The organism is Psychrobacter sp. H26 (assembly GCF_059073035.1).
Window position 1 is genome coordinate 1,073,775 of the sequence record NZ_JCACRW010000001.1, and the last position, 24,775, is coordinate 1,098,549.

20 protein-coding genes are annotated in these 24,775 nt (G+C 44.9%); 6 read left to right on the forward strand and 14 right to left on the reverse strand.

Going from position 1 to position 24,775, the window contains the following annotated elements; genetic code table 11:
• Window positions 1-75: 75 nt before the first annotated feature.
• A complete protein-coding gene (locus tag AC5JPT_RS04365) occupies window positions 76-519 on the reverse strand; it encodes an SRPBCC family protein (protein WP_443526352.1) in 444 nt (147 codons plus the stop codon).
• A 69-nt stretch (window positions 520-588) separates the two neighbouring features.
• Window positions 589-1,584, reverse strand: coding sequence for a 23S rRNA pseudouridine(2604) synthase RluF (gene rluF, locus AC5JPT_RS04370; protein ID WP_493857245.1), 996 nt, complete (start codon window positions 1,582-1,584; stop codon window positions 589-591).
• Between the two features lie 444 nt (window positions 1,585-2,028).
• Here rluF and AC5JPT_RS04375 point away from each other — a divergent pair, with 444 nt between their 5' ends.
• On the forward strand, window positions 2,029-2,829 hold the full coding sequence (locus tag AC5JPT_RS04375; protein WP_493857246.1) for an alpha/beta fold hydrolase: 801 nt from the start codon (window positions 2,029-2,031) through the stop codon (window positions 2,827-2,829).
• Between the two features lie 112 nt (window positions 2,830-2,941).
• Here the strand turns inward: AC5JPT_RS04375 and AC5JPT_RS04380 are convergent, their stop codons facing one another.
• The 5 genes from AC5JPT_RS04380 to AC5JPT_RS04400 form a co-directional block, all read right to left on the reverse strand.
• Complete coding sequence (locus tag AC5JPT_RS04380) at window positions 2,942-3,646, reverse strand: hypothetical protein (protein ID WP_493857247.1); 705 nt, start codon at window positions 3,644-3,646, stop codon at window positions 2,942-2,944.
• Window positions 3,647-3,948: 302 nt separating this feature from the next.
• Complete coding sequence (locus tag AC5JPT_RS04385) at window positions 3,949-5,106, reverse strand: CaiB/BaiF CoA transferase family protein (protein ID WP_493857248.1); 1,158 nt, start codon at window positions 5,104-5,106, stop codon at window positions 3,949-3,951.
• Complete coding sequence (locus tag AC5JPT_RS04390) at window positions 5,099-7,300, reverse strand: 3-hydroxyacyl-CoA dehydrogenase NAD-binding domain-containing protein (RefSeq protein WP_493857249.1); 2,202 nt, start codon at window positions 7,298-7,300, stop codon at window positions 5,099-5,101. The genes AC5JPT_RS04385 and AC5JPT_RS04390 overlap by 8 nt, the downstream gene beginning before the upstream one ends.
• Window positions 7,301-7,371: 71 nt before the next feature.
• Entirely contained in the window at window positions 7,372-8,580 is a 1,209-nt protein-coding gene (locus tag AC5JPT_RS04395; protein ID WP_493857250.1) for an acetyl-CoA C-acetyltransferase, read from the reverse strand.
• Between the two features lie 56 nt (window positions 8,581-8,636).
• Window positions 8,637-9,788, reverse strand: a complete 1,152-nt coding sequence (locus AC5JPT_RS04400) for an acyl-CoA dehydrogenase family protein (RefSeq protein WP_493857251.1) — start codon at window positions 9,786-9,788, stop codon at window positions 8,637-8,639.
• A gap of 368 nt (window positions 9,789-10,156) precedes the next feature.
• Between AC5JPT_RS04400 and AC5JPT_RS04405 the strand changes: the two genes are divergently transcribed.
• Window positions 10,157-10,795: a TetR/AcrR family transcriptional regulator gene (locus AC5JPT_RS04405; RefSeq protein WP_493857252.1), complete on the forward strand. Its 639-nt coding sequence runs from the start codon at window positions 10,157-10,159 to the stop codon at window positions 10,793-10,795.
• Window positions 10,796-11,016: 221 nt separating this feature from the next.
• Here AC5JPT_RS04405 and AC5JPT_RS04410 read toward each other — a convergent pair whose 3' ends face one another.
• Complete coding sequence (locus AC5JPT_RS04410; protein ID WP_493857253.1) at window positions 11,017-11,652, reverse strand: hypothetical protein; 636 nt, start codon at window positions 11,650-11,652, stop codon at window positions 11,017-11,019.
• A gap of 563 nt (window positions 11,653-12,215) precedes the next feature.
• Here AC5JPT_RS04410 and AC5JPT_RS04415 point away from each other — a divergent pair.
• The 3 genes from AC5JPT_RS04415 (at window position 12,216) to AC5JPT_RS04425 (ending at window position 17,258) form a co-directional block, all read left to right on the forward strand.
• Window positions 12,216-13,415: a sugar transporter gene (locus AC5JPT_RS04415; RefSeq protein WP_493857254.1), complete on the forward strand. Its 1,200-nt coding sequence runs from the start codon at window positions 12,216-12,218 to the stop codon at window positions 13,413-13,415.
• A 330-nt stretch (window positions 13,416-13,745) separates the two neighbouring features.
• Window positions 13,746-15,008, forward strand: a complete 1,263-nt coding sequence (locus tag AC5JPT_RS04420; RefSeq protein ID WP_493857255.1) for an MFS transporter — start codon at window positions 13,746-13,748, stop codon at window positions 15,006-15,008.
• Between the two features lie 366 nt (window positions 15,009-15,374).
• Window positions 15,375-17,258, forward strand: a complete 1,884-nt coding sequence (locus tag AC5JPT_RS04425; RefSeq protein WP_493857256.1) for an autotransporter domain-containing protein — start codon at window positions 15,375-15,377, stop codon at window positions 17,256-17,258.
• Between the two features lie 169 nt (window positions 17,259-17,427).
• Here the strand turns inward: AC5JPT_RS04425 and arfB are convergent, their stop codons facing one another.
• The 6 genes from arfB to AC5JPT_RS04455 all read right to left on the reverse strand — a co-directional run bounded on the left by arfB (window position 17,428) and on the right by AC5JPT_RS04455 (window position 23,493).
• The gene (gene arfB / locus AC5JPT_RS04430) at window positions 17,428-17,841 is read right to left on the reverse strand and encodes an alternative ribosome rescue aminoacyl-tRNA hydrolase ArfB (RefSeq protein ID WP_493852050.1); all 414 of its coding nucleotides are present in this window, start codon (window positions 17,839-17,841) and stop codon (window positions 17,428-17,430) included.
• A gap of 61 nt (window positions 17,842-17,902) precedes the next feature.
• Window positions 17,903-18,793, reverse strand: coding sequence for an HpcH/HpaI aldolase/citrate lyase family protein (locus tag AC5JPT_RS04435; RefSeq protein WP_493857257.1), 891 nt, complete (start codon window positions 18,791-18,793; stop codon window positions 17,903-17,905).
• A 107-nt stretch (window positions 18,794-18,900) separates the two neighbouring features.
• Window positions 18,901-19,665 carry an SDR family oxidoreductase gene (locus tag AC5JPT_RS04440; RefSeq protein ID WP_319050466.1) on the reverse strand — a complete coding sequence of 255 codons (765 nt, stop codon included), beginning with the start codon at window positions 19,663-19,665 and terminating at the stop codon, window positions 18,901-18,903.
• Between the two features lie 194 nt (window positions 19,666-19,859).
• A complete protein-coding gene (locus tag AC5JPT_RS04445) occupies window positions 19,860-20,654 on the reverse strand; it encodes an SDR family NAD(P)-dependent oxidoreductase (protein ID WP_493857258.1) in 795 nt (264 codons plus the stop codon).
• Window positions 20,655-20,657: 3 nt separating this feature from the next.
• On the reverse strand, window positions 20,658-21,665 hold the full coding sequence (locus AC5JPT_RS04450; RefSeq protein ID WP_493857259.1) for an NADP-dependent oxidoreductase: 1,008 nt from the start codon (window positions 21,663-21,665) through the stop codon (window positions 20,658-20,660).
• Between the two features lie 22 nt (window positions 21,666-21,687).
• Window positions 21,688-23,493, reverse strand: a complete 1,806-nt coding sequence (locus AC5JPT_RS04455; protein ID WP_493857260.1) for an acyl-CoA dehydrogenase family protein — start codon at window positions 23,491-23,493, stop codon at window positions 21,688-21,690.
• A gap of 182 nt (window positions 23,494-23,675) precedes the next feature.
• Here AC5JPT_RS04455 and AC5JPT_RS04460 point away from each other — a divergent pair, with 182 nt between their 5' ends.
• Window positions 23,676-24,698: a GlxA family transcriptional regulator gene (locus tag AC5JPT_RS04460; protein WP_493842946.1), complete on the forward strand. Its 1,023-nt coding sequence runs from the start codon at window positions 23,676-23,678 to the stop codon at window positions 24,696-24,698.
• Window positions 24,699-24,775 lie beyond the last annotated feature (77 nt).

The following is a 24,775-nucleotide window of genomic DNA, read 5'->3' on the forward strand; positions in this document are numbered from 1 at the left end:
AACCAACGGGTAGCGGCTCAAATAAAATAGCTACTACCCGTAAGTTACATCAGACGAGCTCATATGACTACTAGATTAGCGGTTTTCTATAGATTTGAGTATGCTACTAAACCCTATGGTTCCTTGTTTTTGCATTTGACGGTCGAATAGACGACCAACTAATGGCAATGGTACCGTCAATCGACCCTCAGATACCCACGTCACGTGTGTGGTGCCATCACCCAAGTCTTTTAGGTCAATGACGCCTTTGTCGTGTCGCATCTTGATAGGTTTAGATTTTTCGATTTGGTATTGCATATGAGTAGGACGCTCAAACGCTGTAATTCGCTCCCAAAACTTAACAGGTCCTGTCTTAATGGTGCGTAAAGCGCCAACGCCATTGCGCTCCTCATCACCTTCAGTGACTAACTTAGCTACTCCTACCGCTTTAAATGATCCATAGCTCGCATGGTCACTCAAGGCTTCAAAAACGTCATCAATTGGTTTTTTGACAATGCGCTCTACTTTTATTTTAAACATAATAGTGTCTCGTTAAGGTTAGAATTATTTAGCTTACTGGCATTTCAAAATAAGTAAAGCAATCAGATGTTAACGTGAAGAGCGCTTAGCCCCGCGACCTTTTGAGGGACGCTTACCGTTTGTAGTGGGCTTACCGTTGCCACCAGCATTCTTGCCACGACCAGTGGGACGTCCATCTCTACCTTTGGACCCTGCTGGCTTTCTGGCATCATCCTTGGCATGTTTATTACGCCCTTTTGAAGCGCCCGCCGATTTTGAGGATGACTTTGACTTTGATGAGGTATCGTTATGAGGCTTTTTTCTTGGTGCTTTACGAGATTTTTTGCCTGAATGATTATCTTGTGACGAAGAGTTCTCTACAGCCTTGAGCAAATCAGTTAACTCCTTTGGCGTGAGGTCTCGCCAATCGCCTACAGGGAGTCCTTTCAGACTGACATTCATAACTCGTGTACGTTCAAGCTTGACGACGTCATAACCAAAATGCTCACACATACGGCGAATTTGGCGGTTCAGACCTTGAATGAGTGTGATATTGAATATGTTGGGCGCAACCTTAGTTACGGGGCATTTTTTCGTCATTTTGCCTAGCATCGGCACGCCACCTGCTAGCCCTTCAATAAAGCTGTCCGTTATCGGCTTATTGACCGTGACCAGATATTCTTTTTCGTGGTTGTTACCAGCACGCAATACTTTATTGACCAGGTCGCCATTGTTGGTCAAAAAGATCAGTCCTTGAGAGTCTTTGTCCAGTCGACCAATCGGAAAAATACGAACCCCATGTCTGACAAAATCGACAATATTGTTTTTCTCAGAGCTTTCTGTCGTGCTCACAATACCCACGGGCTTATTTAAAGCAATAAATACAAAATCATCAGGCTCTCGTGGCTCAATCAACTGTCCGTTTACTTTTACGGTATCACCAGCGACCACTTGATCGCCGACCGCAGCACGCTTGCCATTGATGTATACGTTACCCTGCTCCACAAAGCGGTCAGCGTCACGCCGTGAGCAAATACCACTTTCACTGATATATTTATTTAGACGAGTCGAGGAAGCGTTAAACATAAAGCACCGTTTTACCTGATAAGAAGTATTTTTACTAAAAAAGCCTACATTGAATGGGACGTCCATAACGAGACTGCTGACATTATATAGGAAATCCAGTAACCCTTTGAGCAGAGATGGGCAAAAACCTAGAAATATATACAGAGTCGTGTAATCGTAAATAGCGGTAAGGTGACTTATTAATGATAGCGACTCTCAGACAGGCGTATACGGAGTCATTCGTAGTGTACCTTTTATAATGACAATGGTACTGATGCAATCCATCAACTTTGATGCTTACTTCAGTAAAAGACTACCTTACCATTCATCGCTTTCAATGACCAAAGAACTCTGATACAAATAATAAGGTTAAAGGATTAACACAGATATCACACAACGTAGATATGACGCCCTATTTATTGTGCGTGTTATCAGACTCAATAGTGTTCACACAAGGAAAAGATCATGCCAAATATTAATGTCAACGGAACCACCCTGTTCTATAGCGATGACGGTCCCAAAGATGCGCCAGTATTGGTACTAAGTCACTCGCTATTTTTTGATCACAAAATGTTTGTTCATCAGATAGAGCAGTTATCTAAAACCATTCGCATTATAAGTTATGACGATCGAGATCAAGGTCAAAGTGCGCGTTCAGAGCTTGTAAGCGTTGATATGGATACACATACCAATGATGCTATCGCTTTGATTGAGGCGCTTGAGCTACAGCCTTGTTTCTTCGCTGGTAACTCTATGGGCGGGTTTATTGCGCTACGTTTAGCCGCTCGTCGCCCAGACTTATTAAAGGGTTGTATTGTACTTGGATCTAGCGGAGAGCTTGAGTACAAACTAGCCGATTTTTCGCCTTTGGTAGAAGGATTAAGTGCACAAGGTACTGAACCATTTATCGATACGCTTATGTACATAATGTTTGGCGATGATTACTTGGCAGATGCCTCTCGAGCAAGCGAGCGTGAGTACTGGCGCGAACATATGCTAGAGCTAGAACCAGACATTGCGCGTAGTGCCGATGGCGTTATTCATCGTACGGGTATACTAGATGAGATTGAGGGCTGTCAGGTACCTATGCTGGTATTGGCAGGTGAGCAAGACCATGCGTATGAAGTACCCCTGTCAGAAAACATTGTTAAAAAGGTAGCAGACGGCAAAATGTTTGTCATTCCAAAGGCCGGTCACTCCGTAGCACTTGAGCAGCCAGAAGTCGTCAATAAGTTTATTGTCGACTTCATCTCAGCACATTCGTAATGATATTAGAGGCGCTTAACCATAGTAATCAAAGGGCGCTTTAGATATCTAATCTAAAGCGCCCTTTTGTGGTGGACAAATGACTACTCATCGTATGAGATAGCGCTTTACCTTACTCGGCATCATCTAAAAGCCTATTTAACTCATCTACCATGGCATCATCTATGATACTGTTTTCTACATAGCTGACCATTTCATCTATAGTTGTCAGGTCCATTTCTCGAATACCTAACTCAGCCAGTTGCTTGTTGATAGACGCTAAGCTATCGTTGTCTTCAGCATCATCTAATAAGTCTTCTTCGAATCGACCTCTAACAAACCAATACATCTTTTCAAGTACCGTGTCTTTTTTGGTCAATGTAGAATAACCATCGCCGTAGATAAACAGATTGAAATGATAAGGTATCTCTACATCATTAATAAAAAAGGTACGCTGGCACTCTAACGTGTAGGCTTGGATCTCTTCACCTTCCACACTATTCGCGCTTGTATCGTCTTCGTCGTATTCAATCACTTCCTCTACCAGTCCGCCAAGTAGTTGATAGTCGCCTACTTTGATTTTGTGATTATAAATAATAGCAGAGTCTGCGATTGCATCGAAAATAATAGCACTAACATCTAACGTATGATTATCAATATCATAAAACGCTTTGAGCGCTGGCAGAAACTCTGTCAGCTTATCTTCAGGTACTTGAATAAGGAACTGCTGCTCATATATTTTGATCATATCTTCAGGAGCATAGGTATTGGCAGTATCGTTCTCATTTCTACCAGTAGGCTGCAAAGGTAGGAAGTTATATGGGTTATTTGTGGTCATTCAGAACGGCCTTTTTGCTTAAGTTAATGTGTTGAATGTCTGTATTTCTCAGTCTCTAAGAGCCTTTGAACGTGATACTATTTTTCAGTACCGTAAGAATTTAGGACTTATGAGTGTATTGTCTCTTATTCAGACAATTTTAGATAGACAGTTATAAATATACACGTTCAATCACTTTACTTTAGACAGGCAGTCTAAATGGTACAGACTAAAGAGACGATACTAGCCAGCAGCGGCTTGGTATCGCCTTCAATTACTAATCCAACTTTCACTTTTCGCTAAAGCTACTTACATACTAGTCGTTAAAAGGTTCGCTGCCACCCAGGCGTTGTATGATGCTCGTCTTGATGTGAAAATAATGGATGCGCTTTAGCTTCATATAGATTCAAAACAGGGGTCACACAGACATCCGTTGCTGCAAATACGTCCTGCCAATGCTCAAGCGTCTGACTGGCGAATGTCTCCACCATTGTTTTGGTGGCTGTTTGACTTTCAGGCGTAGTTGGCATGATCCCAAGCTGCCAATGTATGTTTTTAAGGGCAGGCAAATCCAAAACCTCGCATAAACCTTGCCAAAATTTTAGCTCCAATGCACCAACGGCCATATAGCGTAGGTCAGCGGTTTGGTACAGTCGGTAACATGGCAATGCGCCACCTAAAAAATCGTGCTGCGGCATAGGCGGCGTTGCTGAAGTATCACCTGACAAACGATTAATTAACTTGCCGGTTACCTTTGGCATGACCATATGATTATAAAGGCTATGCGCCATGCTAATAGCAATATGTCGTCCTTTGCCGGTACGCTGGGCGGCAAACACAGCAGCCAGTAGCGCAATCACCGCTGTATCACTACCACCTGCCAAGTCCGCAAACTGGATATTGGGCATGGCCTGCCCGCCCTCTGCTGTTTTTAACTGATCAAGTACACCGCTAATAGCCATGAAATTGATATCGTGACCGGCCTTGTCAGACCAATGATGAGTTACTTGAGAGTTATCTTTTAAGTGGGCGTCTTCTAAATGCACACCTTCTCTTCCGTGAGACTCTTCTCTTGTGTCTTTGCCTGCCACACCATAACCAGTAATCGACACCATGACTAGCTTTGGGTTGATAGTATGAAGCGTCTTGGCATCTAGTCCGATGTCCGCAAGGATACCTGGACGAAAGCTGTCTAGCATCACGTCAGCATTTTTAAGATGTGCTTTTATACTGTCTATCGCTTTAGGATCATGAAAGTCATGCTTCTCAGTCGTCTTACCATGGTTTAAAGCCGCAAATAGCTCACCAAACACGCGAGCAGGATCGCCTTGTTTGGGTTCTATTTTGAGGATGTCTGCCCCTAGATCTGCAAGCAGGCGCGTGGCAAAGGGCCCTGGCAGGTTACGAGTCAAATCGACGATTCGTAACCCTTGTAGACAATCTGCCATTTGACCATGATTTGATACATGTACATCAGTCATCAGAGAACGCCTCGCCTTTGGCTGCCATGTCTAACAATATCTGGGCAGGCTCGAATCGTTCGCCGTATTTGGCCGCCAGCTCGCGACTACGCTTGACGAACTCACTGACACCCATTGCATTGATAAACTGTAGCGTCCCGCCGTGCTGTGGGGCAAACCCCCAGCCAAAGATAGACCCTATATTGGTATCGGCGACCGAGCGTACGACGTTTTCTTCATAGCATCTCGCAGATTCATTGGCTTGAATAAACATTAAGCGATCAACTAGGTCCTGCTGTGAGGGTTGCTCTGACTGTGGTGGATACAAGTTGATAAGCTCAGGCCATAAATGCTTATTACCGTCTCCTGGATAATCATAGAACCCTTTGCCATTTTTCTTGCCTTCGCGCCCATGCTCATTGACCAACGTCTTTAGTATCTCGTAAGAAGGGCGCACAGTGACAGATTTGCCTTCGGCTGCCATATCCACCTGCTGCTGCTCGCTGACATGTAACGCTAGACTCAGTGACACTTCATCTTGCAATGCCAGGGGCGGCATAGGCATGCCCGTTCTTAATCCAGCGACTTCGATACTACGCGGATGGACACCCTCGCCCAGCATCGCGATGCCCTCTGATACATAGGTACCAAATACTCTAGAAGTATAAAATCCATGGCTGTCATTGACGACGATAGGCGTTTTGCCGATTTGCAAAACATAATCGAACGCTTTGGCGAGCGTCACATCGTCGGTTTGCGCGCCTACGATGATCTCAACGAGCGGCATCTTGTCTACTGGTGAGAAAAAGTGCAGACCAATAAATTGATTTGGACGAGTGCTGGCTTTTGCCAGTCCTGTAATAGGTAACGTTGAGGTATTAGACGCATAAATAGCTGTGCTTGGAATCACGGCCTCACTCTGCTGGGTACACTTGGCTTTGATTTCTCGGTTTTCAAATACTGCTTCGATGATGAGATCACAATCAGCCAAATCATCGTAAGAGACGGTTGGCGTGATACGTGTTAAGAGGGTTTGTTTTTTCTCTTCGGTAGCGCGCTTTCGGCTGATGGCTTTATCCAAAATGTTAGCAGAATACGCTTTGCCTTTTTCAGCATTCGCAATATCTGTATCCAATAGCACGACATCTATACCTGCTTTAGCAGTGACATAAGCGATGCCTGCGCCCATCATACCAGCCCCTAAGATACCGACTTTTTTGGTCGGTGTCCGCTCAAACCCTTGAGGGCGAGACTGACCTTTTTTGATATTATTCAGCTGCGTCCATAGGGTGTTGATCATGTTTTTTGATTCAGTAGACAGCACACAAGCGGCAAAATAACGCGACTCAATTTCAAGTCCCGTATCGATATCTACCAAACAGCCCTCAAACACACAAGACATAATATGAGTAATCGCTGGATAGTTGCCGTGAGATTTTTGATTGGCCATAGCTGGGGCGATGGAGAATATAGGCACCACTTTGGGGTGTTTGCTATCACCACCAGGGATTTTAAAGCCTTTCTTATCCCATGGCTGCTGCACGCTTAGATTATTTTGAATCCAGTCCTTAGCCTGCACCAGCATATCTGCATGATCGATAGCTGTCGCATCAATCAGACCGATGTCTTTCGCCGCAGCGACGCGCAACTCTTTGCCTTGCGTCATCAGCTCTAGTGCCACTTGAATACCGACCAATCGCGGCAAGCGCTGCGTACCGCCGCCGCCCGGCAGCAAGCCCAATTTCACCTCAGGTAGACCAAGCTTAGCCTTCGGCGTATCAATGGCAATGCGATAATGACAGGCAAGCGCCAACTCTAAACCACCGCCCAGCGCCGTTCCCGTCATCGCAGCGACCACAGGCTTGCCTGAGGTTTCAAGCTGACGCAAACTCCCTTTGAGCGCTTCAGTTAATATAAATGCTTGCTCTGCTGTCTCGATCTTACCCAATTGGTCGATATCTGCGCCAACTACAAAGGTGTCTTTGGCAGAAGTGAGAATCAAGCCTTTGGCTGAGTCATCATTGATAACGCTATCGACCATTGTGGCGAACGACTCCGTAAAACCGTCACCGATGACATTCATTTTGCGTTTGCTTTGGTCAATTGTAACGGTGACGATGCCATCGTCATCACGCTGGGCGGAGAAGTTTTCTAATGCTTTAATGACTGTCACGCTATCTGTTGTCTGGTTAGCTGCCTGGTTGTTTGTCATCATTTTTATCCCTTAAATGATTCTTTATCTATTGTTTTTTGCCTACTTGTTTTTCATTTTATTTGAGAAAGAAGTTAGACACGCTCGATGATGGTGGCAATGCCCATACCACCGCCCACACATAGCGTGATCATGGCGGTCTTGAGGTCACGGCGCTCTAACTCATCGAGGACGGTCGTCATTAGCATCGCACCCGTTGCCCCAAGCGGATGACCCATGGATATTGCACCACCATTAACATTGACAATATCAAGCGAGATTCCAAAATCATCAGCGGTATTCATCGGGACAGCAGCGAATGCTTCGTTGATTTCCCACAGGTCTATATCAGAGGCTTGCATGCCCGCTTTATCGAGGGCTTTTTGGCAAGCTGGCGTTGGACCTGTCAGCATGATGGCAGGTTCTGAGCCAATAACTGATGCCATCGTGATTTTGGCGCGTGGTTTTAGACCTGCTTTTTGACCAGCAGCAACGCTACCGACCAAACAAATGGCTGCCCCATCAACGATGCCTGAAGAGTTGCCTGCATGATGTACATGGTTGACGGTTTCAATCGTGGTATATCGGTCCAATATCACGCTATCAAAGCCCATTTTACCTGGCATAACAAAAGAAGGTTTAAGACCCGCTAAAGTCTCGACATTGGTATTAGGGCGGATGGTTTCATCTTTATCCAACAGCATCATGCCATTGATATCGGTGACAGGAACGACAGACTTGTCATAATAGCCCTTCTCCCACGCCTGTGCAGCGCGGCGATGCGACTCGGTGGCAAAGGTATCGACATCACTACGACTAAAGCCTTTGAGCGTCGCGATGGTATCCGCACCCACGCCCTGCGGCACAAAGTGCGTCGCTTCATTGACGCGTGGATCCATGTACCATGCACCGCCATCAGAACCCATTGGCACGCGGCTCATGGACTCAACACCGCCTGCCACTACCATATCCTCCATACCTGACATGACCTTGGCAGCCGCCAGATTGATAGATTCTAGACCAGAAGCACAAAAGCGAGACAAGGTTAACCCAGCCACACTTTGCGCCCAACCAGCATCAATGACGGCAATACGTGCAATATCCGAGCCTTGTTCACCCACTGGCGTCACGCAGCCAAGCACCACATCATCGACCAAACTGGTATCCAAATGGTGGCGCTGCTCCATCTCTTTTAATAGGGTACGCGTTAGCCAAATCGGTGATGCCTGATATAAGGATCCATCCTTTTTTCCTTTGCCACGTGGCGTACGGATAGCATCGTAAATATATGCAGTCTCAGTCATAAAAAATCCTTTTTTATTTTTAAACAAACCATCATTTCAATCAATAAGCAACACGTCTACATGAAGCGCGAAGCCAGCTCTTTCATAATCTCATTGGTACCGCCATAGATTTTTTGTACGCGGGCATCAGCGTATAGACGTGCGATAGGATATTCTGTCATATAGCCATAGCCACCAAACAGTTGTACACATTCATCCAGCACTTCACATTGTTTTTCGGTAACCCAGTATTTGATCAGTGACGCATGCGGTACAGACAATTTATTCTCAAGCATTGCATCTACTGCCGCGTCACACATGCTGCTAGCAGCAAGATAATCGGCATAGCACTCTGCCATCTTGAAGCGGGTATTCTGAAACTTCCAAATAGGCTTACCAAAAGCTTCGCGACCTTTTACATAATCTAGGGTCAAGTTGATCGCTAGCTTCATCGACCCAATACCTGATAACGCAATGATCAGACGCTCACGTGGCAACTCCTGCATCATTTGTATAAAACCCATACCTTCTACCGTACCTAAGAGGTTGGTTTGCGGCACACGTACATTACTAAAGAACAGCTCTGAGGTATCTTGCGACGTCAGACCAATCTTATCGAGATTGCGTCCACGCTCAAACCCTTCTACTTTATCGGTTTCTACGATAATAAGTGAGACACCTTGCGCGCCTTTTTCACGGTCTGTTTTGCATGCCAATAAAATCAGATTGGCATGCTGACCATTGGTGATAAAGGTTTTTGAACCATTAATGATGTAGTCATCACCGTCTTTTACCGCATAGGTTTTGATGTTTTGTAAATCAGACCCTGTACCAGGTTCGGTCATAGCGATGGCGCCAATGTATTCGCCTGTTGCCATCTTGGGTAGCCACGCTTGTTTTTGTTCCTCAGTACCGTGGTCTAAAATATAGGGCGCGACAATACCTGAGTGCACCATGCCGCCAAATCCTGACTGATTGGCCTCAGTCTGTGCGTAGATAAGCGCCGCCTCATGACCAAAATCACCACCGCCGCCGCCATACTCGCTTGGTATCGCCGCACACAGAAACCCCATTTCGCCCGCCTCTTCCCACGCATCGCGATCAATCATGCCGTTTTTGCGCCACTGCTCGTCTTTGGAATCCCAAGATTGGAACATTTTTAGGGCACTGTCGTGCACCATCTGATGCTCTTCGGTCATCCAGTTCGGAGTGAATTTTTCGATACTCATAATGTCTATCCTTGACAAGGTTAAGTGAACAACAACGATATCTACGTTATTTTAGTAAAGAGACAAATTACGGTAATTTATATTACCATTAGCTATATACTATAAATTCATTGTATTTGCTGATAACTGAGTCTTATACTAGGTGATGAAAAATAAATTCGCAATCAAATGAGTAAAAATGGTAATTATCGTTACTCATTAAATATAAATGAAATATGCTTTTATCAATCCGGCTATATCATCAGATATCTAGCGAGTGATATGCATGGATAGACCATGACTTAACGTAGTGTTAAATTATCGATGCTAAATAATCGATGCTGAATAGGCAGTGATAAACAAGCAGTAACAAACAAGGAATGATAAGTATGACCGTCGCCAATCAGTTAGATGATGCCAACCCAACTCGAACTCTAGCCTCTCTATCCGATATGCGGCCTGCAACTTTGGAGAAAATTGAGAAGGCGGTTCGTCAAGATTTTGCAGGATTTGACGCAAATGAGGTAACGATGGCACAGATTGCAAAATCTGCAAATGTCTCATTGCAAACGCTCTACAAGTACTTCGGCGACAAACAAACGCTGTTTTATACCATTATGGATATTGTGCTGGGCAGACTGGCTGCTCGTATCATGGATCATTTGCAGGGTATTGATAGCGTCCAAGATCGCCTGCGAAAAACGCTGTGGGTGTGTTTTGACTTTGTCGACTCGCACCCAGATGCGGTGATGGTGCTCTCATCTGTATCGGCATCACGCATACGTAATATTGCAATTTATGAAAACAAAGAATTAATTGGCGCATTTTTGGCAGTACTAGAAGATGGGCAAAATCGTGGGGTACTCAATGACACCGTTCCCTTACATATACTCTTCGATGTGTTTATGGGCTTTATCAGTCGTCTTGGACTCATGCATACCATTCGCCAAACAGAGACACCCATAAATGCAGAGTTTGATGCACTATTCACTATTTTGTGGCGTGCTATCTCTAAACCTGAGGTTTAATATGATACTTGTACAACGATTCTTATGCCTCAATGTTTAGCACAAGAAGGTATTCAACACACTAACCGTAATTAAAAAAACCAAAAAGCCCCATGACAAAGTGAGGCTTTTTTCTGTCTTTTAAAATTTTTTGTTTTTTGAAACTATTTGTCTTTTAAAATCAATCTGATTATTCAGTCAATATAACTAATCAGTTAAGCTGATTGTATATTCACAGTATTTCAGATGCTACTAGATTTCGGCAATCCGTACTCTATATGTTCGATCCTGTGATTGGGTTTCTCGATAGTCAGCTGATAACTTTTTATAACCCCATCGTATGGCAAATGGCTCTCATACTGCTGATAGTGCTCACAGATACACTCTTCAATCGCTGACTTACGTGCAGCATCGTCTAATTTGGCAAAACCATTGGGCAGATATACTTGCGCAAAACGCGACGCTGCATCGCGAGACATCCAGTTTGTGCTACTGACAAAGGTAAAACCCACATCGGCACGCAAGCTATATTTGGGTAATGTATCAGAATGGTTCGCTACATCATCCTTAATCTGAGCGATGTCTTCTGCGAATGGCTGATACGGTATCTCAAGCACAGCGAAAAGTGCTATCAAAAATTCATCTGCCGTAAAGTATTTATCCATATAGCTGCCATCGAGTCCGAGGTGCTTGTTCGATAGCACATGGCGCAGGCGGTCATAGGCAGGTATGGTGTGTTTGAGAGGATAGCCCATTTGCTTGACGATATCTTGCGGGCGCAGCTCAAGCGACTCTATTTGATTAATTATATACTGCGCTAGAGAATGGCGTGGATGATAACGACGGGTATATTTAGATGGATTAGTAATGTGGCTCATGATATTGAACACCTTAGACTCCTGTAACTCCGACAAAAAAGGTTGAGATATGCCAAATAGGCAAAAAATCAGGCACAAATGAGGGTGTCGGAGTACAGGCTCATGCGCTTTACCAGAGTTGTTTTATATCGTGCTGGAAGTTGCAAGGTTTGAATGCTGTCACAAGGTTGGCCTCATGATCAGTCAGTCAAAACTGTTAAACCCACGATAGATCGTTCAACGATGATAGCACATCAGATGACAGAAAATAAATACTGATATGTTTACTTATTTTGCAAATATCAGCAGCTGCTGTTTTGAGCTATAAGTATGTTTTAATCTTCGTTATGATATGTCGCCTTATCTCCCCAAATGATAGAATTAAAGCGCTCTAATATCATTGCTCAATAGCACTGTATACCATGCTCTCTTTTAGTAAAGTCTACGTAACATCTCTTATCAGAAAATATCTATGACGATCCTCTTTGACTTGCTATCTTGCACCGCGACCCTTGTATTACCAAATGTCTACCCCACCTTGAGTTATCACCCGTAGTATTAGCACCTGCTTTATATTGGATCTTATGACACATAACCTTGAGGCCAGCGCAAACGCTCGCCGAACTCAGTATTTTCAAGTATTTTTGATGGGCGTTAGTGCCTTCATTATGAACACTACAGAATTCGTTCCTGTGGCACTGCTCAGTGATATCGCTCAAGACTTCTCTATCACTACGGCGGAGACGGGATGGATGCTGACACTCTATGCTTGGATTGTCGCAGCGATGTCATTACCCCTGATGCTACTGACCAGCCGATTTGAGCGCAAACGACTGCTGTTGGGAATTTTTGCGGTATTCATCGCCAGTCATGTGCTGTCTGTATTTGCGTGGAGTTTTGACGTGCTGCTCATTAGCCGCGTCGGTATTGCACTATCGCATGCGATATTTTGGTCCATCACAGCAGCTATTGCCATACGCGTGGCTCCTGAAGGCAAAAAAGCGTTGGCACTCAGTGTACTGGCGACTGGCACTTCATTGGCAATGGTATTGGGTGTGCCGCTAGGTCGCTTGGTCGGTCAATGGTTCGGTTGGCGCGCCACCTTTGGCGGTATTGGTGTCATTGCGCTGGTTGTATTTATGCTACAGGCGAGGCTTTTGCCCACGCTGCCCAGTATGTTTGAGGGGTCTTTTAGAAAAATTCCAGAACTACTCAAAAACCCACTTTTGGTCTGCTTATATTTGCTTATCTTATTGGTCTTTACCGCCCACTATACGGCGTATTCTTATATAGAGCCGTTTATGCGTCAGGTTGGTAACATCAGCGAAAGCGCAGCGACTTTTGTGTTGCTGCTGTTTGGCGCGGCAGGTATTTTGGGCAGTATTATATTTAGTCGTTGGGGCGATAGGTTCAATACTCAGTTGATGCTGATGTCGACGATATTGATACTGGTAGCGATGCTGACACTATTGTTTGTCGTAACCTCAGTATGGGCGCTTAGTCTCAATGCCATACTGTGGGGTACGGCGCTGATGTTGCTGATTATCTCGATGCAGGCCAAAGTCATCATGGTGGATGTCAACGCCCAAGACATGCTTATGTCGATGTTCTCAGGTATTATTAATCTGGGAATCGGTACGGGTGCGCTATTTGGCGGTTATGCTGTCACCCACATCTCGCTGTCTAGCGTCGGCTATGCGGGTGCTGCGATTGCCAGTCTTGCGCTACTTCTCATGCTATTTATGATAAAACGTTTTCCTGAGCTGAGTCGGCGACTGGGTTAATCAAAAACACTATCAAAAGATAGTCATTAAAAAATAGCAGTAAACATGCCAGCCATATAAACGGGCTGGTATTTTTTTGTCATTGTCTCTTAGATCATTGCAAGAATTTACTTAAACATTCATTGAACGAACGTTCACGTATAGTTATACTGATTTCTATTGGACAAAAGTATGCTTAATCGATAAGCATACTTAATAAAAGATCGACAAGGATTGAGCACACAAGGATGCGTGTAAAATGAATGACACTAAAAACAGGGACGCTGTTGTCTACGATCTGCCTTTAATGGCATTGAATATTGCCAGTTTTCAGCTTGTTGGAGGTTGGTGATGTCGAACGGAACAACTCAACGAGAGAACCAGAACAGCACCGCACCGCTTAGACTAGGCAATGTGCATTATGCTTGGATCGTCGCTATGACTGGGTCTGTGGCAATGTTCTGCGGACTAGGATTGGGGCGATTTGCCTTCGGTATGCTATTGCCATCTATGTCATCTTCTTTGGGGCTGAATTACACCCAAAGTGGCACATTGGGATTTACCAACCTAATAGGCTATCTCGTCGCCGTACTTCTGAGTCCATTGGTGCTACCGCGACTTGGCACTCGCAATACTGCGACAGCCAGTCTGCTCCTTATTGCAGTTTCTATGCTTGGTATGGCTTTTACGACAGGGTTTCCGGCATTATGTGCACTCTATGTGCTGACAGGTATCGGTAGCGGCGGTGTGGTTTTACCAATGATGAGCGTCATGTCACATTGGTTTTTTCCATCGCATCGCGGACTTGCCTTAGGATTGGTTATGGCAGGCCCGGGATTTGGCATCATACTATCAGGTTTTGTGGTACCCAAACTTGTGCCCCTTTTAGGTCTACTATCCTGGCAGACAGGCTGGCTCATTTTTGCTGTTATCAATGTGGTAGTGGCTTTGCTGACTTTTACTTTGATTCGCAACCATCCAGATGATGTGAGGCAAGACCCTTTTGGGCGTATCCCTACCTCACCTGTCAAAAACAAAAAAAAGCTAGAACGCAGCAATATCAAGCTACTTGTACATTTGGGTATCATCTTTGCGATTTATGGTGCCACTTACATGGTTTACGTCACCTTTATCGTCACTAGCATGGTCGGCGCTTATCAACTGAGCGAGGCGACTGCTGGTGGCATTTGGGCATGGATTGGACTGCTTAGCATGTTTTCAGGCATGTTGTTTGGTTGGATCTCTGACCACATTGGCAGACGCCTTGGTCTTGCCTTGGCTTTTTTCTTCTTGGCTATCGCTTATCTGTTGGTCGGACTCACTGATTGGCAGTTAGGGCTGTATTTATCAATTGCCTTGTTTGGCATAGTGGTGTGGAGTGTTCCTGTCATCATGGCTGCCTCTGCAGGCGATTATTTTGGAGCGGCAGCCGCAGCAAGTGCGCTCGCGGCACTGACGTTTGCTTTTTCAGGTGGACAGGCGCTTGGACCTGTGCTGGCAGGTTATCTTGCAGAGATGACTGGGGACTTTAGTATCAGCTATCTACTATCTGGCATCGCAGCTTTTGTGGCACTTGGACTGTCTCTGTTGTTGCGTCCACAAAAATCAACTTGAGACTGCTATACGTACACTGATACTCCTAGCTATACGGGCACTGTTTTTGATAGCGCTTTTTCTGTAATGCCTTATATATCGCACTACTCTCTACGCTATGTATGATTAGAAATGTGTTGGGTTAAATATAGAGATGGCTCAGTTAAAATAGCTGATCTAAAAAGTTGCAATCTCCATATGCATCATATACTTACCGCTTCTCTATAATAGAGGACCATAATTAATTGCTACAGATTTTTTAAAGCTTTGCAACTGATATTTTGACCGCTATGTTCTTTTATTTTTGCTATCAAAAGGATTGATAGCTTGCCCAAAAGCAGTTACACTCGGCTGACAAACTATTACATTTACGACAAGGAAGTCGCTATGTCTCGTCATACCCTTCTCCCCGCAGTCAGCCAGACTACGCTCAAAACGCTCACCAAAAGCATGTTAGCCATTACGCTATGTACAGCAGGATTTGCTCACGCTAATGATTATAGTAGCGTGACTTTTTTTGGTGATAGCTTGACCGATGGCGGCTATTTTAGCCAAGTTGTGCCAGGTCCTGCTCAGTTCACTACTAACCCTGATAATACCTGGGCGACCTCATTTGCTGAACAGCTAGGTACAACCGCTACCCCTGTGGTGTTCGGTAGTCCTCAAACTGGCAATAACTATGCTATTGGCGGTGCAAGAGCAGGAGAAGATGAAGTGTTCCCTGGTGGTGTTCCCATTGCTTCTGCCAATAGCCAAGTCAGTAATTACTTAGCTGATAACAACGTCGATCCTAATGGACTCTATGTCGTTTGGGCAGGGGCAAATGATTTGCTGGCGGCGGGTGAAGACTCTGATAATGCTCAAGCTACCATACTAGGCGCAGTAGCCAGCCAGATCGATACGATTAATACTCTAAAGGATAATGGCGCAAACTACATTTTAGTGCCTAATATTCCTGATGTTGGCCTGACGCCTAGATTTCTTCCAGATCCAAGTTTAGAAGGACAAGAGCTCGCAGACGCTTTAGCCGCCCAAGGGGCTGCAACTGGCGCAACTGGTCTATACAATCAATTTATGCTCAGTGGCGTGGCGGGTACTGGGGCTAATATCATACCCCTAGATATGTTTAGCTTGTCACGAGAAATCATTGCATCACCTGCTCAGTATGGCTTTACCAATGTTACTGATGAAGCCTGCGGTGACAATAATAGCTCTCTAACTTGTGGACCTGATGATCTTGTAGAGGCAAATGCTAATGAAACCTACTTCTTCGCTGACGGCATACATCCTACAGGGCGCACTCATCAATTAATTGCAGATTATGCAAATGCGGTTGTTACGGCACCAAGTCTAATAGGCGTTTTGCCTCATATTGCGACGACCACTGGACTGGCAACCAATGAGCGCTTGCAGTCACACATCAATCAAGTCCAAAATAGCGTGCAAAAACCTGCCCGTACCCTATGGGCAGTCGGTGAAGTTGCCAATCAAGAGATTGCAGGGTTTGACGGTGACAATAACACTCAGGTATTGCTTGGTGTAGATTTTGCTCATCCAAACTCAGCCAACGCGGTGACAGGTTTATATGGCCATATCACCCAAAAAGACTTTGAAGACTCCGATGTCGGTACTGGTTTGAGCGACATTGATCTTGGAGAGGTTGGTTTTGGTGTTTATCATAGCAACAACCTTGGCGGTTTACAGCTCAATGGTGCTGCAGGGTTTGGCAACATGGATGTCGATGTTACACGTAATGTCACACTTGGTGGCAACCGACAACAGTTTGAGTCAAATGCTGATGGCAAGCGCTTCTATGCCAATGTACAGGCAGGCTACCCTATGCAAGTCAGTCGCATTGCCATCACCCCTTATATCGGCGCAACAGCAAGCCGCGTAAAAATCGACGGACTCAAAGAAAAAGAGATGTCTGGCATCGCCATGCAGTTTGATGAACAAAAATACTCTACGACATATGGCAAGCTCGGGCTAAAAGCCAATCATACCTTGATGGAAAACCTCAACGTATTTGGTGATATTCATTACCAAAAGCAGCTGAGTGACAATCGCGACGCGGTAACCGCACGTTTGAATACGCTACCGAACATCAGCTTTGAGACGCCTACGATCGAAACTGATGATGATAATGTTGCTATGACACTTGGTCTGTCTAGAAGCTTTGGCTTGTTGAACGCCAATGCTGGTGTCACACATTTACAAGGTGATGATGACGACTCAACCAGCTTATTTGTTGGTCTTAGCGGTGCATTCTAAACAAGTAGCGAGTCTGTAATAATGGATTGCGGTATAGGTGATAACTAATCCCCTATACCGATTTTTATTTTAAAATACCTATAATAGCTTTTACCGCGTAGCACCTTCTACGGTATATACCTTCTATTGAAAATATGTCTTAACAACAAAATCTAATATAGCAAACCTTCTAAAAATCCACTTTACCGCGTAAGGCTTTTGTTTTACCACGCTGGGTTTTTTGGTCTACGCGTTTGCGTTTGGCGTTTCTACTAGGCTTGGTCGGTTTTCTGGTTTTATTGACGTAAGTGGCTTTTGTGATAAAGCTCTGCAGTCGCTCAAATGCGTCAATCTTATTACGCTCTTGCGTACGAAACTGTTGCGCTTTTATGATGAGCACACCTTCTTTGGTGATGCGGCTATCTTTGCTGTCTAGCAATCGCCGCTTGTATTCGTCGCTCAGACTTGAGGAATGAATATCAAAACGCAGATGAATGGCAGAGGATACTTTGTTGACATTCTGCCCGCCTGCACCTTGTGCGCGTATCGCACTGATTTCAACCTCGTTGTCATTGAGGCTGATACGGTTGTTGATAAATATCATAGTATGCTTTTATAAAGTATGGATAGATGTCATCCATGATATCGTATTATAGATTTGCCTGCTACTTTGCCAGTAGCTGGTTCAATAGTTGACGACTGCGCGCAATCACTGGTGCATCCACCATCTCTCCCTCTATTTTGAACACGGCCCGCCCGCTGCGCTCGTACTCATCCACCACACGCTGAGCAAAGGATAGCGCCTTAGCTGTTGGCTGTAATGTCTGCTGGACGACAGCCACTTGTTTGGGATGTATACATAGCATTCCTGATAGACCCATCTGTGACCATAGCTGTACTCGGTTATTTAGTCCAACTTCATCATTAAAATCAGGATAAATAGTGTCGATAGGCGGTGATAACTGGTGTACTGTTGACGTTAGAATGAGTTGATAGCGAATCTGATTGGCGATGACATCTGCAGCAGCTGTCCCTACTTGAACCTGCAAGTCGTTGCATAGATCCAAAAACCCATAACTAAATGCCACTAGCCCAACTGCCTTTGCCATACTATCGATCTGGTACAACCCAACAGCACTCTCGATCAATGCAATGACAGGTAAGCCTGTGACCTGATGGACACTATTGATGTCTTCTACTCTCTCAGCTTTGGCTAATACCACACCCGCTAAGTGTGGCATTTGCTGACACAGTACGATGTCTTTGAAGAATGCTTCACTGCCTGCCTTGTTGATACGTACCCAAATCGATCGATAGTCTTGAGTGCTCTCTTGGTCTCTGGTTTGATTGTGGTGCTGGTGGTCATAGTAATCTTTTAATGCCGCACGTGCTGTTGCTTTATCCTCTGGCGCTACCGCATCTTCTAAATCTACAACGACCGCATCTGCACCACTAGCAAAGGCTTTGTCTACTCTATCGATTCGAGTCGCTGGTACAAATAACCATGTTTTATTTTTAGAAATGGTATGTATACGGTCATTGTTCATCGATCCCATACTGCACTCCTTTTATAGTTCAGCAAAAATTAAATGAGAAAAACCGCATGAGCATTAGTCCCATACGGTTTTCGATAGTAACAATATTTTGACTGACGTCATGTTAATTAAGCCAGCATACCACCATCGACAACAATAGTTGCACCAGTCGTATAGCTTGAGGCATCCGATACCAGATACAGTACGGTACCTGCCATCTCATCAGGGTCAGCTACGCGTCCTAGCGGAATTGAGTGTAATGCCATTTTCAAGACTTTATCGTTAGTCGTCAAGGCCGAGGCAAATTTGGTATCGGTCAGGCCTGGCAATAACGCATTGACACGGATATTTAGTGGACCACATTCTTTGGCAAATGCTTTGGTCATGCTAATGACGGCAGCTTTGGTGATTGAATAGATCCCTTGCTTGTCCCCTGCTACTAAGCCGTTGACGGATGCTGTGTTTAAAATCACACCGCCGCCCTGCTCTTTCATCATTTTGCCAGCAGCCGTTGACATAAAGAAGTAACCACGAATATTCACTTCAACGGTTTTGTCAAAAGCGGCTAAATCTGTGTCTAAGATATGACCATAGTATGGGTTGGCTGCTGCATTATTGACCAAAATATCGATTTGACCAAACTCGCTTTTGATATGTGCAAACGTTGCGTCAATTTGCTCCATATCTCCCACATGACAAGCAAAAGCGCTTGCTTTATAACCATCAGCGACAATGCTGTCAGCGACTGCTTGGCAAGCGTCGATTTTGCGGCTAGAGACGATGACATGTGCGCCTCTTGATGCCAAGAGACGGGCAATAGATTCACCAATGCCTCGGCTAGCACCCGTTACTAGGGCAATCTTGCCCGTTAAATCAAATAAATCTTTCATCATTATTCCTTATATTTTTGGATATTTTATACGTGTGAGATTCACTGCTATACATATTAGTGGCTAAAGTAATTCGGTTACTAAGCTTGTATGTTTGAGCCTATATATTCAAGCCTCATTCACTGAACGCAGATAATCGCTGTCATACACAACAGCGATTATTGAACACTAATAAGCAAACCACAAGCGCTCACCGATTACGCTAGCATACCACCATCTAAGGTGAATGCATGACCGTTCATAAAGGTGCTCTCATCACTGGCAAGCCACGCAATCGCATTAGAAATCTCGTCAACGTTTCCTAAACGGCGTAGCGGACTAGCTTTGATAGTTGCTTGCTGCGTACGCTCATCCATAGACGCCATAGTATTGCGTACCATTGGTGTATCGATGAAGCTTGGGCAGACCGCATTAAAACGAATATTAGCGCGAGCATACTCGTGGGCTGCTGATTTGGTGAGACCCATAACTCCGTGTTTGGCAGCACTATAAGCTGAAATCATAGGCGCTGAGCGTAGACCTGCAATAGACGCTACGTTAATCACATGACCGCCGCCACTCGGTAACATACACTTAACTGCGGCACGCATACAGTGCCAGACGCCTTTTAAATTCACGGCGATATTGCGATCAAACTCTTCATCACTCAGCTCATGCATCGGTGATGGTTTATGATCGATGCCAGCGTTGTTTACCACCACGTCTAGACCGCCCAGCGTTTCCATGGCAAAATCAAATAATGCGCGCACTTCATCACCGCTGGTCACGTCTACTTTTTTAAAGACGATACTGTTACCAGCATCCTGACCTTGCTGGGCAACAGCAGCACCCATTTCTTCTGCCATATCTCCGATGACCACTTTTGCGCCGCGACTGGCTAACAATAATGCACTTGCGGCACCAATGCCTGAGGCACCGCCCGTGATCAAAACTCGCTTGCCAGCTACATTACTAGCTACGTTTGATGCAATTCCATCTGTATTTGATGTCATGATTTATCCCTCTACCTTAAGTACTAGTTTGCCGAAGTTTTCACCGTTAAAGAGCATCATAAGCGTATCAGGGAACGTCTCAATACCCTTAACAATATGATCTTTCACTTTCATGTCGCCTGACTGAATCCAGCCTGCAATTTCTTTCATGGCGATTGGATATTCTTTGATATTATCGAATACCACAATGCCTTCCATCCGAGCACGATTGACAAGTAGTGACAGATAGTTCGATGGACCTTTTACTTCTGTGGTGTTGTTATATTGGCTAATGGCGCCGCAAATAACGATACGAGCATGTAGGTTAATTTGCGTAAGTACATCATTCAAGATGTCACCGCCAACGTTATCGAAATAGACATCGACGCCGTTTGGACAGGTTTTTTTCAGTGCTTTTTTCACGTCTTCGTTTTTGTAGTCAATCGTTGCATCAAACCCAAGCTCATCGACCAAGAATTTGCATTTCTCAGCCCCGCCTGCAATACCGACGACGCGGCAGCCTTTGATCTTGGCAATTTGACCGACCAAGCTACCCACAGCACCAGCAGCACCAGAGACAACAACGGTCTCGCCTGCCTTTGGCTGACCTGTTTTTAGCAGACCAAAATACCCTGTCATACCTGGCATACCAAGTACGCCTAGGTAATAGGACAACGGCGCTAGGTTTGGATCGACTTTATGCAACCCAGTACCATCACTTACCGCATACGACTGCACGCCATTATGTCCTGCCACATAGTCACCGACCGCAAACTTTTCATGTTTACTCTCGATCACTTCACCGACCGTACCACCGCGCATCACATCACCAATCTGTACCGGCTCGATATAGGATTTTGCATCATTTAGCCAGCCGCGCATAGCAGGATCGATAGAGATATAGTCAATTCTAATCAGTAATTGACCATCACTGATAGTCGGTACTTCTGTTTCGGTATAATCCCAAGTCTCAGCGCTTGGTGCGCCAACAGGTCTTGCTTTTAGGCGCCATTGTTTGTTTATCGTTGTCATGTCTCTTTCCTTAGAGTTGTGCTTAGAACCAATCCGCTTGCATATCAGTACAAACAGCGTTGGTGTTGGTTAAAATCTCGATATCGCGCTTAATTAATGGCAGTTCCCAATCGATAAAATACTTAGCCGCTTGTATCTTGCCCTTATAAAAGTTCTGCTGCTCAGTATCTTGTGTAGTGCTTAGTAGCTGCTCGGCTTTACTGGCTTGACGAACCCAAATCCAACTCAGTACGATTGAGGCAAAGATATTCATTAGTGCTTGGGCATTACCTGTAAGCGTTAACGCTTCCTCGGTCTGCAACACTTTGCTTAGATGTACCAGTACTTCGTGCAGATGACCCATATAAGGTGTCAGTTTACCCGCAAGCGCTGCACTCTCAGGCGTGGTGATACTCTCTAGGTCTTGAGTGATTTCACGCTTTAGGATTTGAATACCCAAACCACCTTTTTGCCACAACTTACGAAATGACAAATCTAATGCCTGTACACCATTTGTGCCTTCATGAATCGGATTTAGGCGATTGTCACGCCAAAACTGCTCAGCATGATATTCACGCGTATAGCCTGCTCCGCCTAGTACTTGAATACCTAAGTCATTGGCTTTTGGGCCATATTCAGATGGCCATGCTTTTAGTACTGGCGTTAGCAAATCTAATAGTTCGGTGAGCTCATTTTTTAGTGTTTCATCTTCACAGGTATTGATACGGTCAATCAGATTTGAGCCGTATAGACATAATGAAATACCACCTTCAGAATAGGCTTTTTGTGCCAGTAGCATACGCTTGACATCGCCATGCTGAATGATAGCAGTGGCGTCGTCTTCAGGCTTGTTGTTCGGTGCGATGCGGCCTTGGGTACGGTCTTTGGCATAATCTAGCGAATACTGATAACCGCGATAGCCGATCATCGACGCACCAAAACCAACAGCAATACGGGCCTCATTCATCATCTTGAACATATAGCGCAAACCAAAGTGCTCATCACCAATCAGATAACCATAGCACTCGCCTTCATCACCGAAGCTCAATGCGGTAGAAGTCGCCCCTCTATAACCAAGCTTATGAATCAGTCCTGTCAGATGCACATCGTTACGCTCGCCAACAGACAAGTCATCGTTCAAGCGATATTTCGGTACTGCAAATAAAGAGATGCCTTTGACCCCACCTGGACCGCCTGGGATTTTGGCCAACACCAAATGCACGATATTGTCAGACAGTTCGTGATCGCCGCCTGAGATATAAATTTTGCTACCTTTGACTCGATATGAGCCGTCGTCTTGTTTGACTGCGGTGGTCTTGATATCAGCAAGTGATGAACCAGCATGTGGCTCTGTCAGCGCCATGGTTCCAGTGAACTCACCTGTCAGCATACGCGGCATAAAGGCAGCTTTTATCTCGTCGCTAGCAAAATGGGAGATAACGTTGATTGCGGCAGTGGTCAAAAATGGATAAGCCGTTGTCGACGGGTTGGCTGCCATGAAGTAGCCTGCCACGGCAGTCATGACGGTTTCAGGCAATTGCATGCCGCCATCTTCGAAACTATAACGACCGGCGATAAAGCCAGATTCGCGAAAGGCGTCAAAAGCAACTTTGACATCGCTTATCATGCTGACTTTTTTGCCATCGAACTGCGGCTCGTCCTTGTCTGCAATATGATTGTGCGGCAAAAACAAATCGGTTGCGATTTTGTTTGCGGTCTCTAATACTGCGTCAAACGTCTCGCGGCTATGTTCTGAAAACTTTGAGTGTTCGGTGAGTGTTTCAGTGCCTAGTACATCATACAACTGGAACGGTAACTCAAAATCATTGAGGAGTGTATCTGCTGCCATAGTGTTCTCGCTAACGAATTAAATGTGGTTATCAATTGATATTAATCTAATTTGACCTGCCTCCGTATTGTCATTTATGACATAATTATGGTCAAATAAGACATATATGGCGTATACAGTTGGACAAAAACACCAACCAAACGGCTGTTTTGGTACATATATCAATGGAGAATTAGTGACTGATGCCTTACTTCAAACCTTTTAAAATGATTATCCTTGGCTTCGATGGCGTACTTGGTAGTGTCCTCTCTGGCGCATTGGATTTATTTTCGTTTACAGGCGTTAGCTGGCAACGGTTCTCGAATGAGTCTGTAGAGCCTCGGTTTAACGTGCAGATAGCAAGTCTAGGCGGCGGGGATATTAGATGTAGTAACCGTTTGATCATGCAAGCTCACTGCGATATTCAAGATGTGACAGAGTGCGATTTATTGCTCGTCCCTACCATTGGAGATTCTATTGACAAAGTATTGACGCAAAACAGCGAGCTGCTACCACACCTAGTGCGGCTTGCAAATACCAATGCTGATATTGCGAGTAATTGTAGCGGGGCGTTTTTTTTGGCAAAGGCGGGATTATTGGATCACAAAGTAGCCACCACTCACTGGGGCTATGCCAACAAGTTTAAGGCAGATTTTCCACTGGTCGATTTGCAAGAAAACCAGTTTGTCACACAGTCAAGAAGTCAGTCGAGTACTCAATCAGGCAATATATTCTGTGCGGCAGGTGGTAGTGCTTTTTATGACCTAGGGCTTTTATTAATAGAGCGCTACTGTGGCCGTGAGATGTCTACGCAAGTGGCAAAGACCCAAATTATCGATAGTAAAAGAGGCAGTCAAAACAGCTATACCAATGTGACTTTACACAAACCACATTCGGATCATTTGATTAAACAAGTCCAAGACTACATAGAAGAAAACTTCCGCCAACCGTTACAGATCAGTAGCCTAGCTGCCATGATAAACATCACACCGCGGACGTTGAACAGACGCTTTCAGTCTTGCGTCGCGATGCGACCGATTGAGTATATTCAAGCTGTCAGAATCGAACAGGCCAAACGCTTACTAGAGTTGGGCGACGTCTCGATAAAATCACTGGCCTATCAAGTTGGTTATGAGGACATCTCGTCATTTACCCGACTATTCAAACGTGCAACAGAGCTCACTCCTAAGGAGTATCAAGATAAGTTTTCACGGTTGGCGATTTAGTAATGCTAATGATTATTGGTTTAAAGTTAGTAGTGAGAGACTAATGCCCAATGCTTAGTATAAGTACTTAATGCTTA

What these genes read in the sequence shown, in the direction of transcription:
- AC5JPT_RS04460 (WP_493842946.1), top strand. Translation starts at nt 23,676, where the DNA reads ATGCCTTACTTCAAACCTTTTAAAATGATTATCCTTGGCTTCGATGGC.
- AC5JPT_RS04385 (WP_493857248.1), bottom strand. Translation starts at nt 5,106, where the DNA reads ATGACTGATGTACATGTATCAAATCATGGTCAAATGGCAGATTGTCTA.
- AC5JPT_RS04365 (WP_443526352.1), bottom strand. Translation starts at nt 519, where the DNA reads ATGTTTAAAATAAAAGTAGAGCGCATTGTCAAAAAACCAATTGATGAC.
- AC5JPT_RS04415 (WP_493857254.1), top strand. Translation starts at nt 12,216, where the DNA reads ATGACACATAACCTTGAGGCCAGCGCAAACGCTCGCCGAACTCAGTAT.
- rluF (WP_493857245.1), bottom strand. Translation starts at nt 1,584, where the DNA reads ATGTTTAACGCTTCCTCGACTCGTCTAAATAAATATATCAGTGAAAGT.
- arfB (WP_493852050.1), bottom strand. Translation starts at nt 17,841, where the DNA reads ATGATATTTATCAACAACCGTATCAGCCTCAATGACAACGAGGTTGAA.
- AC5JPT_RS04400 (WP_493857251.1), bottom strand. Translation starts at nt 9,788, where the DNA reads ATGAGTATCGAAAAATTCACTCCGAACTGGATGACCGAAGAGCATCAG.
- AC5JPT_RS04420 (WP_493857255.1), top strand. Translation starts at nt 13,746, where the DNA reads ATGTCGAACGGAACAACTCAACGAGAGAACCAGAACAGCACCGCACCG.
- AC5JPT_RS04410 (WP_493857253.1), bottom strand. Translation starts at nt 11,652, where the DNA reads ATGAGCCACATTACTAATCCATCTAAATATACCCGTCGTTATCATCCA.
- AC5JPT_RS04435 (WP_493857257.1), bottom strand. Translation starts at nt 18,793, where the DNA reads ATGGGATCGATGAACAATGACCGTATACATACCATTTCTAAAAATAAA.
- AC5JPT_RS04380 (WP_493857247.1), bottom strand. Translation starts at nt 3,646, where the DNA reads ATGACCACAAATAACCCATATAACTTCCTACCTTTGCAGCCTACTGGT.
- AC5JPT_RS04390 (WP_493857249.1), bottom strand. Translation starts at nt 7,300, where the DNA reads ATGATGACAAACAACCAGGCAGCTAACCAGACAACAGATAGCGTGACA.
- AC5JPT_RS04445 (WP_493857258.1), bottom strand. Translation starts at nt 20,654, where the DNA reads ATGACATCAAATACAGATGGAATTGCATCAAACGTAGCTAGTAATGTA.
- AC5JPT_RS04455 (WP_493857260.1), bottom strand. Translation starts at nt 23,493, where the DNA reads ATGGCAGCAGATACACTCCTCAATGATTTTGAGTTACCGTTCCAGTTG.
- AC5JPT_RS04395 (WP_493857250.1), bottom strand. Translation starts at nt 8,580, where the DNA reads ATGACTGAGACTGCATATATTTACGATGCTATCCGTACGCCACGTGGC.
- AC5JPT_RS04450 (WP_493857259.1), bottom strand. Translation starts at nt 21,665, where the DNA reads ATGACAACGATAAACAAACAATGGCGCCTAAAAGCAAGACCTGTTGGC.
- AC5JPT_RS04440 (WP_319050466.1), bottom strand. Translation starts at nt 19,665, where the DNA reads ATGATGAAAGATTTATTTGATTTAACGGGCAAGATTGCCCTAGTAACG.
- AC5JPT_RS04375 (WP_493857246.1), top strand. Translation starts at nt 2,029, where the DNA reads ATGCCAAATATTAATGTCAACGGAACCACCCTGTTCTATAGCGATGAC.
- AC5JPT_RS04425 (WP_493857256.1), top strand. Translation starts at nt 15,375, where the DNA reads ATGTCTCGTCATACCCTTCTCCCCGCAGTCAGCCAGACTACGCTCAAA.
- AC5JPT_RS04405 (WP_493857252.1), top strand. Translation starts at nt 10,157, where the DNA reads ATGACCGTCGCCAATCAGTTAGATGATGCCAACCCAACTCGAACTCTA.